Origin of the sequence: Sphingomonas sp. LM7 (assembly GCF_002002925.1) — a bacterium.
Lineage (GTDB): Bacteria > Pseudomonadota > Alphaproteobacteria > Sphingomonadales > Sphingomonadaceae > Sphingomonas.
Window position 1 is genome coordinate 2,492,643 of the sequence record NZ_CP019511.1, and the last position, 12,341, is coordinate 2,504,983.

The window sequence follows — 12,341 nt, forward strand, 5'->3', positions numbered from 1 at the left end:
CTAGGCGGCGTCGGAGAGCAGTTCGCGAGGTGCTACGTCAGACGCGTTGCGCTCCATCCGACTCAAATGCGCGCCAATCGCGTGCACGAAGCCGGGCTTGAAGCGAAGGCTGCTGGCCATGATCCGCTTGTAGAAGCCATTTGTGGCGCGCAGCGAGAGTGGCGCGCCGGGGAATCGGAGGAAGTCGGCAAGTGGCCTCGACGTCCGCGCCACCGGCCAAGTCCCAAGTGGGACAGACCTACGTTTGCTGCCGTCGAACCAAGCAGCGGCAGGCCATGCCGCGCCAGCGTTAAGCTCGGTGCCTGCATCGAGGTCGACCGCCACCCTGGCTGACAAGCGTTCTCCTAGCCAGTGGGCTACTTCGACGTTGACCGCATTGCCTGCGAGGAGCCAGCGACGCCGTTGTTTGAAGGGGCCGCCGCCGACGTCCGCGTTCCGCTCCGGAAGGTCCGTCCAACCCGCAGGGAACCCCTGTAAGCGCTCACAATCACGAATTTCCGGTGTGATGACCTGTCCGTCCCCCATCAGAATAGCTGGAGGCGATGGGATCGATAGCGCCGACCCACCTTTCAAGGTGGGGACGCAGCTCTCGCCCCAGCCAATGCCCGTCTTACCCTCGGTCCAGTAAAAACCGTGCGCTGCCTCGTGAAGGGCAAATGCACGGTCGTCGGGGGCTTCGTTGCCATGGAACAAGGCCTCGCGCGGATCTCCAGTCAGCGTGGCGAAAAGGAAGAGCCGCAATCGACGCTGCGGAAGGCCGAACGCGCGTGCGTCGATGGTCCGATAGGCCCAGCGATAACCCATAGCTTCCAGTGCTTCGACGACCCATCGCATGTAGGCGCCTTTGTGCAGCTGCCGCCAGTTGGGTACGTTCTCCAGCAGCACGTTTTCGAAGCGGCGCCGTTCTAGTAGCCTCAACGTGTCGATGATCAGGCTCGATCGTCCGCCGTCGAATCCTTTCGTCGTGCCCGCTTGGCTGAAATCGGTGCAGGGAAATCCCGCAGTCAGGAGATCTGAGGTAGGTGAGATCGTTTCCAGCAGCGCATCGGTCTCTCGTACGTCGAGCGCCACTGGTACGTCCGCGAACCTGGACCGTAGGACAGAAACCGCTTCGGCGTCGCACTCGCAGAACATCGTCGCACGGTGACCTGCGCGGCCCAGTCCGAGCTCAAGGCCACCAATGCCCCCGAAAAGGCCCGTGACATCATGAAAAACGCCTACTTTCGACATTCGAGGATCATGGCATGAAAGAATCAAAAACTCGAGCCCTTTTTGTTCTTTCGGTCGCTTGAATGAGGCGAGTGATAGCGTTTGACGAATGGCGGGCCGGCACGCGCTACTCTGGGTCGCTAGATGACGTCATACGCTAGCCGCTAACTACGACCTCTCGTGTCATGCCATGTTCGAGTATCTGGTACAGTTACGGAGACTCCGCAGTGTTTTGAAGGAAATTGCCGACAGGCGGGGGAATGTCTTCCCCTGATGGCCGGCCCGTGCCGGTCCTGCCATACCCCTTCTGCGGGGCTGCGCCCCGCAACGCCCCGCTAGAATGGAGCGGGGCTGATGACGCACACTGCCGGCCGACGCCGAACAGGGTGCGGCGCTTTACTGCCGCCCCGCGGCACTCCGGCTGCGCAGCCGGGCGACGCGCCCGGTTTCGGCGCGGACGACAATTGCCGCCCGGCGCTCGAAGCCCGGTTCGACGCCGCTGATCCGCCCGCTCCGCTCGGGGTGCCTGCCTTTGCTGCGAGCGGCTGCGCCGCTGGTTGCTGCGGTCGCCGCTTCGCGGCGGCGTTGCTTGTGGCCTCCCGTACGCGGGAGTGGGCGGCGCTCCCTCCTAGGCCCGCCCGCGTCCCCGGCAAGCCGGGCTGTGCCCGGCTCCTACACTGCGTTACGGCCTTGCAGGTGCCGGGCCCGCTCTTGCGGGCCTCTCCGATCGCTTCTGCCGCCCACCCCCGCTTCCGGGGGCCATGCTGGTTTTGGGGCGGTGATGGAGGCTGGCGATGCAGGTCACTCACTCACGTCCCGCTGGTGGCAAGCGAGGGAAGCGCGCCGCTGGCGCCGCGCGCGGGCGCGATAGCGAATCGTCGGGACGCGGTGCGGGCGCGGGCGATCTGGCGCGGGTCAATCTCTATGACGAGGTGACCGCGCGGATCATCGCGGAGATGGAAGCCGGGCGGGTGCCGTGGGTCCAGCCTTGGGGTCGGGCCGATGGCGCGAGCGCTGGCTTGCCGCGCAACGCGCTGACCGGGCGCAGCTATTCGGGGATCAATGTTCTGATCCTGTGGGGCGCGGTCATCGGCGCGGGCTATCCCTCGCAAGGGTGGCTGACCTTCCGCCAAGCGTTGGAAGCTGGCGGTGCGGTTCGCCAGGGCGAGCGCGGGACCAGCGTCGTTTATGCCGACCGCTTTGTCCCGGAGGCGGAGAAGGCGCGGGCGGTCGAGACGGGCGGCGATGCCAGGACGATCCCGTTCCTCAAGCGCTTCACCGTCTTCAATGTCGCCCAGTGTGACGGGCTTCCGGCGAACTTCTCCGCCGAGCCTGTGCCACTGCCCGAGCGCGAGATCGTGCCCGTCGCCGAGGCTGTGATCGCGGCGAGCGGGGTCGCGTTCCGGATCGGAGGGAGCGAGGCTTTCTATTCCCCATCGCACGACTTCGTGCAGGTGCCACCGCAACCGGCTTTCTTCGACCAGATCAATTACTACCGCACGGCGCTGCATGAGCTGACCCACGCGACCGGCCATGCCTCGCGGGTCGGACGGACGATCACCGGCGCTTTCGGATCGAAGGATTACGCCCGCGAGGAACTGGTTGCCGAACTCGGCTCGGCCTTCCTATGCGCGAGCCTCGGGATCGAGCCGACCGTGCGCCATGCCGACTATCTCGCGTCGTGGCTCGCCGTGCTGCGCGAGGACAACCGCGCGATCTTCCGCGCCGCCAGTGGCGCCAGCAAGGCCGCCGACTGGCTGCTCGCCCGGTACGCCGAGGCGCAGGCCGGGAGGGCGGTCGCATGATCCTGCTTCCGCCCGATCTGCACGCGGCGCTTCGCGCTAATGCAGCCGCGTCGCTCGCCGCTCAGGCGAAAGACGCCAGCTTCGATCCGTTGCCGGTGATCAAGCTGTTCAACCCGCTGAGCGCGGGAACTTGGTTGGCAGCCGAACTCTACGACGACGGCGACACCCTGTTCGGGCTGGCGGACCTGGCTTCGGCTGCCCCGAACTCGGCACGTTCAGCCTGTCCGAGATCGGACGCGTCCATCTGCCATTCGGCCTCGGGATCGAACGCGACATCGGCTTCGCGACGACCTTCCGCCTTTCGGTCTGGACCGAGCGGGCGCGTCAGGCGGGGTCGATCATCTGGGCCGGAACCCTTCTCAACCGCGTCGCGCTGAGGCGCGTCGCCACCGGACTTCCAGCCGAGCGGGACTGATCCCCTCGGCGGACGACGTTGCGGCCGTTCGCCGCAGACCCGAGCCGGTCCCGCCAATCTTGGAGGAACAACGGGACCGGCGCTCACGAGGAGCAAGAACGATGAGACTTGATTTTATAGCGCTCGACAAGCTGTCGGTCAGCAAGTCAAATATGCGCCATGGCAGGAAGGTGCCGGACGTGTCCGACCTCCTGCCCACCGTCCGCAAGCGCGGGGTTCTCCAGACCCTGCTGGTTCGCCCCAACTGCGCGCCGGACATGTTCGAGATCGTCGCCGGGAGCCGCCGCTACCATGCCGCGCGGATCATCGCGGAGGAACGCGGCGGAGTTGGCGAGGCCGAGACGCACGACACGATGCTGCCATGCGCGATCCTCGACGAAGGGGACGACGCCGACGCCATCGAGGCGTCGATGATCGAGAACATGGCGAGGCTCGACACCGACGAAGTGACCCGGTGGGAAACCTTCACCCGGCTGGTCCGCGTGGGGCGCACGGTCGAGGACATCGCGCTGGCCTTCGGGCTTCCCGATCTGACCATCCGCCGCACGCTCGCGCTCGGCAACCTGCTCCCGCGCATCCGCGCGATGTACGCCAAGGAGCAGATCGACCGGACGACCGTCCGCCACCTGACCCTCGCCAGCAAGAGCCAGCAGAAGGCGTGGCTGGCGCTTGCCGACGACGACAAGGCCTATTGCCCGACCGGCCACCAGTTGAAGGCGTGGCTGTTCGGCGGCCATTCGATCCCGGCCCGCCACGCGCTGTTCGACGTCGAGGCGAGCGGGCTTGCGATCATCGCCGACCTGTTCGGCGAGGACCGCTATTTCGCGGACAGCGAAGCGTTCTGGACCGCGCAGAATGCGGCGATCGAGGAACGCCGTGCCGCTTTTATGGAGGCGGGCTGGGCCGACGCGGTGATCGTCCCGCCGTCGCAGCAGTTCGCGACCTGGGAGCATGAGAAGGCAGCGAAGCGCAAAGGCAGTCGCGTCTATCTGGACGTGCGGGCATCCGGCGAGGTCGTGATCCACGAGGGCTATGTCAGCCGCAAGGAGGCGGCGCGCGCCGCGCGGGGCGAGGAGGGAGAAGGCGCGAGCGCCAAGCCCGTGCGGTCCGAGGTCACCGCGACGATACAGACCTATATCGACCTGCATCGCCACGCCGCCGTGCGCGCGGCGCTGACCGGTCATCCCTCGGTCGCGCTTCGCCTGATGGTCGCCCATGCCATTGGCGGCTCGCATCTGTGGCGCGTTTATCCCGAGCCGCAAGCCGCCCCGAACGACGCGGTGCGCGAAAGCGTCGAGACGTGCCTCGGCGAAACCCTGTTCGACGAGCGTCGCCGCGCCGTGCTGGCGCTGCTCGGCTTCTCTCTTGAGGAGCCGACCGTCACCGGCGGCAATGGCGACGACTTCGGGGTCGTCGGCATTTTCCGGCGGCTGCTCGGCCTCGAAGATTCGGCGGTCATGGAGGTCATTGCCATCGTCATGGGCGAGACTCTCGCCAGCGGCAGCGCCGCAGTTGATGCGCTCGGGTCGCAGATCGGCGTGGATATGGCGCGGTATTGGCGCGCCGACGAAGCATTCCTCGACCTGATCCGCGACAAGGAAGTCCTTGTCGGCATGATCGCCGAGGTCGCGGGCGCGGATGCCGCCAAGGCCAACGCGGGTGAGAAGACCAAGGCGATGAAGGCGATCATCGCCGACAGCCTTGCCGGGGCCAATGGCCGGACCAAGGTCGAGAACTGGGTGCCGCGCTGGCTGGCGTTTCCGCCGGCCAGCTAAACCGAGCGCGGCGGGGTCGGCAGCGTCCGCGCCCATGCCAAGGCGGTGGCAGCGCTCGCGCCGCCGGAGGAAGAGCGCGCCGAAGGTGATGCGGGTGCGTCGCCCAAGGCTCCGGCACCGCAAGCGGAGGAAGAGCCCGCGCCGCTCGCGGCCCCGCGTCCCTCCACCCTCGAAAATTCTGCGCGCGCCTCGCTGCGGCTCGGTGCGCGGAAGGAGCAGTGACATGCCCGATAGGATTTCTAGAAAGAAGATGCGCAGCCTACGCCGTGCGCATGAGACGATGCCCGGACCGGCGCGCGCGGTGTTCGACAGGCACCGGTTCCGAAACCTGGCCTATGGCGAAATCGCTGGCGAACTCGGCATCGACATCGCCGAGGTCGAGCGCCGCATGGCCCAGGCCATGTTGCACTTGATGCGGAACACCGATGAGGCCCGTCCCGGCGGATTGGAGCGAATTGGGGCTTGGCTTCGCGCCGCTTTCGGACGAGTCTGGCGCGGATGAAGCACGAGCTGGATCATTTGCCCGAAGGCAAGCGCCGCGAGCTGGCGCTTGTGGTTGAGCTGATCCGCGAGGGGTTCGCGCGCGCTATCAAGTTCCGCAGCCAGCCGCGCTTCCGCCACGGCAAGCTGCTCAAGATCATCCTGTTCGGCAGCTACGCGCGGGGCGACTGGGTCGAGGATCCCGTGGGGCGCTATTTCTCCGACTATGATCTGCTGGTCGTTGTTGATCATGAAGACCTGACCGACGTGCCCGAGTTCTGGCTTAAGACCGAGGACCGATTGCTCGAGGTTCTCGCCGAAGGCACGAACCTCCGGACCCCGGTCAGTCTCGTCTATCACAGCCTCGACGACGTGAACGAGAAGCTGCGGCTGGGCCGCTACTTCTTCATGGATATCCTGCGTGACGGCGTTGTGCTGTTCGAGGAGGAGGGGCACCCGTTTGCCGAGCCGCAGCCGCTTTCAGCCGCAGAGGCGCTTTCGGAGACGCGCAGCTTTTTCGAGCAGTGGTTCGAAAGTGCCGGTGAGTTCGTACAGGGAGCGGAATTCCACGTCTCACGCGGCCACTTGAATCTGGCGGCTTTCAACTATCACCAAGCCACCGAGCGGCTCTACCAATGCCTGTTCCTGGTGCGCACGCTCTACACGCCCAAGACGCACAATCTGAACCGGCTTCGCTCGCTCGCCGAAGACATGGAGCCTCGCCTCAAGCAGGTCTGGCCGTCCGCCACCAAGGAGGAGCGACAGGCCTATGCCCGGCTGCGCGAGGCCTACATCAAGGCCCGCTATTCGCGCGAATACCGCATCACCGCCGAGCAGTTGGGCTGGCTGGGCGAGCGTGTTGCGTTGCTCAAATTGGTCGTCGAAGTGGCGTGTGTCGAGCGTCTGACCACCTTGTCGGAAGCCGCCTAAGTCCGTCAGTCACGAAGCGCTATCGATCGCCGTCACTCTGCGTGCACAAGGACCGACTCCGGCCTCGAACGCCAATGACCTATGGCCGGTCGGGCCGCCTCGAAACCATCGCGCCGCACTATTTTCCCCTCGGCTTCGCCGTTCCTCGCGCAGCAAAATAGCGCTGTGCTCCGGTCCTCCGCTGGCGCTCCGGCCTTCGGTTCGGACGCCCCTTGTCCCGTCCACTGGGTCGGCGTGTCGGCACGGGACGGTCCCGGGCCGCAAGCAACGGAGTGAAGACAATGGCTGCAATCGGATACGTGACCAAGGGCTCGGACGGCTCGTTCAAGGGCTCGCTCAAGACCCTCAGCATCCGCGCCGACATCGAGATCGTCGCGAACGACAACAAGACCAGCGACAGCCAGCCCGACTACCGGGTGACCTCGGACGGCGTCGAGATCGGTGCGGGCTGGAACCGTCGTTCGCAGAGCTCGGGCCAGGACTATGTGTCGCTCAGCCTCGCGGCGCCGGAGTTCGGACCCCGCCGGCTCTACGCCAATCTCGGCCGCGCCGCTGGCGAAGCCGAGGACCGGTTCGCGGTCATCTGGAACCCCGCCGACTAGGTGCGGAGTGCCCCCGGCCCTGATTGGCCGGGGGCTTCCGCTACCTTGAGGTACGCATCGGCTCCATACGGGGGGCGGAGACATAGCTCCAATTCCTAGGCCGGAGTCCTTGCATACCGCTCGCGGCGGAGCCTCAAGCCCTCTGCGGATACGGAACGAAATCCTTGTCGGCCTTCCACATGCTGAGCATCGTAACAGCCAGTTTGCGTGCAACCGCCATTCTCGCCTTCGAAAATCCGACCTTCTTTCTCAAGTCGAGTCCCCACTCTCGGAGTGCGGAACTCTGCTTTGCTCGTGTCAATGCGACCCCGGCTGCGAGAACAAGATAGCCTCTCGCCATCGCATCTCCTGCCCTCGTCACCCGGGTTCGATGGAGACTTGCTCCTGACTGCTGCACCCGAGGAACCATGCCCAAATATGCTCCCACATCTGCGGTGCGAGCGAAGCGGTGCGGGTCGTCAATCGTGGCGTAGAACGAGATCGCGCACATTGGACCGACGCCTGGAATTTGAATGAACCGCTGGACCACGGGGTTGAGCCGCGCGATGCAAGCGAGTTCGTCATCGATGCGTTTGATGTGACCTGATAGCGTCTCCCAGACATCAACGAGCGGCAGTAACTGCGATACGATCTGCGATGCGCCCGTACTTTGAAGACGAGCGAATTCCGCCTCGATTGCTGGTCTCATCGCTTTCCCATGCGGCACTCGCCGGAGCTGACTGCCATGATTTCGGAGCAGCGACCGGAGCGATGTTTGTATCTCCGCCCTTGTGTCCACCAGCCGCTTTCGGACACAGAGCTGGTTTCGCAACACCTCGGAATCGTAGCTCTTCGAGTAGACCGAAAGTCTCGACAGCTCACCGAGCCGGGCAATCTCCGCCAAGCCGCGGGCGTCGTTCTCATCGGTTTTGTTGTGGCGGATCGAGAGATATCGGTGCGTCTTTCGGACATCGAGGACGACCACTGGATAGCCCATCTTCTTGAGCTGTCGCTCAATCTCGCCTGGCGCGCCGCTTTCCATAACGATCGAATCGATGTCGGCGATCTCGAACATCGACAGGCCCCGCGCGATGTCCTCGGCACTCGACCCGGTCGAGCACTCGAGTACCGCAGGGCCGCGCTTCCGCAGCACGCAAACTCGCGTGCAGCTTTCGCCCACGTCGAGTCCAACCCAATGCTTCGCGCGCATACTCCGCACCCTTCGAGGCTTTCGGCTGGCGATCACCAAAAAGCGACCTGAGTGACGCGTTGGTCCCCAATACAAATTCACGGCGTATCGCCAGCCATGGCCGATTCGACCCGGATGCTCTCGTGAAACAGCGATGCGACGTTCCCGTGACGGGCACCTGAGATTTCATTTTCGCGTCGCTGGCGCGAACCCCAAGCGTCAAGCCGGCGATAGATATTCGGCCAGGGGAGGGAGGGGCACGTCAGAGAATTCCGAGGCTACCGGCGCGTGAACGGAGCCTGTCATGAACATGATGTCCGCTGTTCAAATCGCGAAGATCGATCCTGTGGCTGCACTGATTCAGAGTCTGACCTCTGGTCTAGACGCGGAAGGTGCTGCGTCAATCGCACGCTATTTCATCGATGGCGAGTTGGCCGATTTCTGCTGGAACGCGCGTCAGCGCGAGGCATGGATCGGCGAATACCAGAGCCTCGATGATGAGGTCGGAGCGCTCGACCGCATCGTGATCTTCAGCGAGTTCGACGGGCGTTTTCACGTCGGAATCGCGCTGGTCGACGGTGACGGTTGCGTGCACGATTTGCGGCAGCATCGCAGCTTTGCCAGCTTCTGGGATGCCGATGACGCGTTCGAGCGGCTTCGACATTGAGGTCGATTCTGCACCGGGAGCGGCGTCATCGGCGTCGCTTCCGGTGCTTTTGCCATGTGCTCTGACTCGGCGTCGGGAAGGCAGGGAGAGAAGGGCGAGAATGAGGAGGCGGGGGAGCAGGAGGAAGGAGGAGTATATGCAAGATAAAGCGAAAAACGGCTCGCCGCATTTTTCGCGCTAACGCTTTGTCTGCACATCCTTTTTTAGAGAGATGGTTTGCCTCGCAAGCACCGCTTTGCGAGACTGTTGCGACGATCGCACCCTTCAAACCCGCAGAATTTCGATGGTTTTCTGAGAGATACTTGCAGCCATCGGACGACCATCCGCATATCCTCGACGATGGCACAGGACGACGACCATTTCGAAATCAGGCCCGGACGGATTCGCTCGCAGGGCGCGCGAAAGCCGGGGATGCAGGCGAAGATCCTGGCGCGCACAGCGCGGCTTGGCGGCAACCCGCGGCGGGCCGGCGGATCATCGTCGAGCACTGGCTCGTCCGCGCCGCGCACCGGGCGCTTCAATGCACGAGGTCGCGGCGCGAAGTTCGCGGCGGCGCTCCCGCGCGGATCGGGCTGGTCGGTCGATGGCCGGAGCGGCGCTCGCGTTCGTCCGCGCCGCGTGGCGGTAAAGGCGCGGGTCGTGAAGCTCGCCGGCAAGGCGGGAGCAGTCGGCGCGCACCTCCGATATCTGGAACGTGATGGTGTCAGCCGGGAGGGCGAGCCGGGCCGCTTCTATTCGACGTTCGCCGATGGCGTCGATGGCAAGGAGTTCGCCGAACGCGGAGCCGATGATCGCCACCAGTTCCGGTTCATCGTCTCACCCGAGGATGGTGCCAAGTTCGACACGCTGAAGACCGTAACCCGCGACCTGATGGCGAAGATGGAGCAGGACCTCGGCACCAACCTCGACTGGATCGCGGTCGATCACTTCGATACCGGCCACCCGCATACGCACATCACCGTTCGTGGCGTCACCGAGGACGGAAAGACTCTCAATATTGCGGGGGACTACATCGCCCACGGCATCCGCCATCGCGCTTCCGAGATCATGACCCGCGCCCTTGGTCCCCAGAGCGAGCTGGAGCTCCGCGAGCAGCTTGCCCATGAGGTCGATGCCGAGCGACTGACCCGCCTCGATCGGGCAATACTCCAGCGCGCCGAGGACGACATCGTCGATCTCCGCCAGGACGGAGGAGCAACGGGCGGCGACAACAGCTACCAGCAGATGCTCATTAGCCGTGCCCGCCAGCTTGAGCGGATGGAACTCGCCGAGCCAACCGGGAATCTGACCTGGTCGCTCGCACCCGACCTTGAGAAAACACTAACCGATCTCGGACGGCGCGGTGACGTCATCCGCACAATGCACAAGGCAATGGCGCTGTTGCCGGAAGGGCGGGGTCTGCAACCGACGGCTATCCACGATCCGGCCCGCGACCGTGAGCCGATCATCGGGCAGGTCGTCCAGCGTGGCGCGGCTGGCGATCATCATGACCGCCGATATCTGATCGTCGATGGGATCGACGGGCGCACCCACTATGTCGATATAGGGAACGACGACCATCCGACGCCGCGCGGCAGCCTGGTGAAGCTCGAGCCGCGCCAGATCGAACCCCGGAAATCGGACCGCACTATTGGCGAGGTGGCCGGGGCCAATGGCGGGCGCTACAGCGTCGATATCCATCTCCGGCATGACCGCAACGCCAGCGAGGATTTTGCCAGGACGCATGTCCGCCGGCTGGAGGCGATCCGGCGCGCGACCGGCAATGTCGAGCGGATGCCCGACGGCAGCTGGAATATCGCGCCCGATCATCTCGATCGCGTGCGCGAGTATGAGCGTGGCCGGGCTGACAAGTCGCCGATGACGATCACGATGTTGTCACCTATCTCGGTAGAGAAGCAGGCGGCGCTCGATGCGCCGACCTGGCTCGACGAGGAACTCGCGGCGCCCGAGCCGATGAAGCTTGCCGCCCATGGCTTTGGGAAGGACGTCAATCGGGCGCTTTATCTGCGCCAGCAATGGCTTGTCGATCAGCAGCTTGCCGATATCGACGGTGAGCAGTTGCGGCTCCGTCCCGGCACGAGCGAGGCGCTTCGGCAGCGCGAGGTACGGACACTGGCCGGGCAGCTAAGCAACGAGATGGGCATGGGCGTTCGGGAAGCGTTATCCGGCGAGCGCATTGACGGCATCTATCGGCGCTCGGTCCAATCCGCATCAGGTCGCTTCGCCCTGATCCAGCAATCGCGGGAGTTCGTGCTGGTGCCGTGGCGCCCGGAGATGGAGCGGCACATAGGCCAGCAGATCACCGGTATCCCGCACGGCGACTCGATGAGTTGGAACGTGGGACGGGGTCGTGGCGGGCCATCGATCGGCATGTGACGCGGTGCGAGATCGTAGAATTAGAAAGCGCAGCGTGCTCCCGGCTCCCTACCCTTATCGCGCCAGATCGCGACAATGACGGACACCGCCCGTCAGACGGTCCCCGGGCCTCTTGAGGCCGGTTGGAAAAGGAAGCAGATCGAGCAAATGAAGACGTTCAAGACCCGCCATCAGCTGTTCCTGTCCGAGGAACTGAGCAAGCGCCTTGCGCAGCGCGCTAAGGTCACCGGCAAGCCGAAGTCCGATATTCTCGTCGAGGCGCTCGATGCCTGGTTCAACCGCCGCGATGGCGGCGGGAACTTTGAGGCGCTCGAAGTCCGGGCCAACGGTATTGAGCGGAGGATCGAAGCGCTCGGACGAAAGCAGGGCATTTTCTGGGAAGCGTTTGCGCGAATGCTGCGACACCAGCTCGCTATGGCAAGTGTGTTGCCGAAGCCCGACGACGCTGGCCGCGCGTCCGCGGCTCGCCAGTTCGAGAACTTCATCGACCAGATGGCCGAGATGCTGGCGGGTAAGGACCCACCGGCGACCGATGATCCTGCGATCGAAAAGCTGAGGAAGCTGCATTGAACGAGCAACGTATCTCGGTCCGCATTCCCGAAGCGTGTCGCATGATCGGGATCGGTCGATCCAAATTTTATGAGCTCATCGCGGCTGGCGATATCGAGACGATTAAAGTGGGCGTGCGCCGACTTGTATTGCTCAGCAGTCTCACAGCGTTCGTTGAAAAACAGCGATTTTAAGAATGCCGATGGCAGCTGTGCGCCCCAATTTGAGCCGTTCATCGATCGCGTGTCCGATCCCAAAATCTGCTGTAAGTTCCTCTCCCGATGACTTGATTGCACACGACCGATCCTGAGACTTTGCGGTCATTCCCGCGCCTCCCCGCGACCGACTGGTTTTAGCAACCGGTC

General features: G+C 64.3%; 11 protein-coding genes and 1 pseudogene. 10 read left to right on the top strand and 2 right to left on the bottom strand.

What is annotated here, in order from left to right; all coding sequences use genetic code 11:
- On the bottom strand, nucleotides 1-1,230 hold the full coding sequence (locus tag BXU08_RS11345; protein ID WP_077510155.1) for a DNA cytosine methyltransferase: 1,230 nt from the start codon (nucleotides 1,228-1,230) through the stop codon (nucleotides 1-3).
- Nucleotides 1,231-2,003: 773 nt separating this feature from the next.
- On the opposite strand from BXU08_RS11345, the gene BXU08_RS11350 reads away from it, so the two are divergent.
- The 6 genes and pseudogenes from BXU08_RS11350 to BXU08_RS11375 all read left to right on the top strand — a co-directional run bounded on the left by BXU08_RS11350 (nucleotide 2,004) and on the right by BXU08_RS11375 (nucleotide 7,216).
- Entirely contained in the window at nucleotides 2,004-3,014 is a 1,011-nt protein-coding gene (locus BXU08_RS11350; protein ID WP_077510156.1) for an ArdC family protein, read from the top strand.
- Nucleotides 3,011-3,429: pseudogene (locus BXU08_RS11355) on the top strand (DUF2958 domain-containing protein). Before BXU08_RS11350 ends, BXU08_RS11355 begins: the two are co-directional and overlap by 4 nt.
- 101 nt (nucleotides 3,430-3,530) lie before the next feature.
- Nucleotides 3,531-5,204 carry a ParB N-terminal domain-containing protein gene (locus BXU08_RS11360; RefSeq protein ID WP_077510157.1) on the top strand — a complete coding sequence of 558 codons (1,674 nt, stop codon included), beginning with the start codon at nucleotides 3,531-3,533 and terminating at the stop codon, nucleotides 5,202-5,204.
- A 223-nt stretch (nucleotides 5,205-5,427) separates the two neighbouring features.
- Nucleotides 5,428-5,706 (top strand): sigma factor-like helix-turn-helix DNA-binding protein, encoded by a 279-nt coding sequence (locus tag BXU08_RS20040; RefSeq protein WP_171982498.1) that lies wholly within the window; start codon nucleotides 5,428-5,430, stop codon nucleotides 5,704-5,706.
- Complete coding sequence (locus tag BXU08_RS11370) at nucleotides 5,703-6,614, top strand: HEPN domain-containing protein (RefSeq protein WP_077510159.1); 912 nt, start codon at nucleotides 5,703-5,705, stop codon at nucleotides 6,612-6,614. The genes BXU08_RS20040 and BXU08_RS11370 overlap by 4 nt, the downstream gene beginning before the upstream one ends.
- A 281-nt stretch (nucleotides 6,615-6,895) precedes the next feature.
- Nucleotides 6,896-7,216, top strand: a complete 321-nt coding sequence (locus BXU08_RS11375; RefSeq protein WP_077510160.1) for a DUF736 family protein — start codon at nucleotides 6,896-6,898, stop codon at nucleotides 7,214-7,216.
- A gap of 133 nt (nucleotides 7,217-7,349) precedes the next feature.
- On the opposite strand, the gene BXU08_RS11380 is transcribed toward BXU08_RS11375, so the two are convergent.
- Nucleotides 7,350-8,405, bottom strand: coding sequence for an IS110 family transposase (locus BXU08_RS11380; RefSeq protein ID WP_077510161.1), 1,056 nt, complete (start codon nucleotides 8,403-8,405; stop codon nucleotides 7,350-7,352).
- A gap of 283 nt (nucleotides 8,406-8,688) precedes the next feature.
- On the opposite strand from BXU08_RS11380, the gene BXU08_RS11385 reads away from it, so the two are divergent.
- The 4 genes from BXU08_RS11385 to BXU08_RS11400 all read left to right on the top strand — a co-directional run bounded on the left by BXU08_RS11385 (nucleotide 8,689) and on the right by BXU08_RS11400 (nucleotide 12,170).
- On the top strand, nucleotides 8,689-9,051 hold the full coding sequence (locus BXU08_RS11385; protein ID WP_077510162.1) for a hypothetical protein: 363 nt from the start codon (nucleotides 8,689-8,691) through the stop codon (nucleotides 9,049-9,051).
- Between the two features lie 639 nt (nucleotides 9,052-9,690).
- Entirely contained in the window at nucleotides 9,691-11,427 is a 1,737-nt protein-coding gene (locus BXU08_RS11390; protein ID WP_253190349.1) for a DUF3363 domain-containing protein, read from the top strand.
- 147 nt (nucleotides 11,428-11,574) lie between these two features.
- The gene (locus BXU08_RS11395; RefSeq protein WP_077510164.1) at nucleotides 11,575-11,997 is read left to right on the top strand and encodes a hypothetical protein; all 423 of its coding nucleotides are present in this window, start codon (nucleotides 11,575-11,577) and stop codon (nucleotides 11,995-11,997) included.
- A gap of 41 nt (nucleotides 11,998-12,038) precedes the next feature.
- On the top strand, nucleotides 12,039-12,170 hold the full coding sequence (locus BXU08_RS11400) for a helix-turn-helix domain-containing protein (protein WP_077510165.1): 132 nt from the start codon (nucleotides 12,039-12,041) through the stop codon (nucleotides 12,168-12,170).
- Nucleotides 12,171-12,341: the final 171 nt, after the last annotated feature.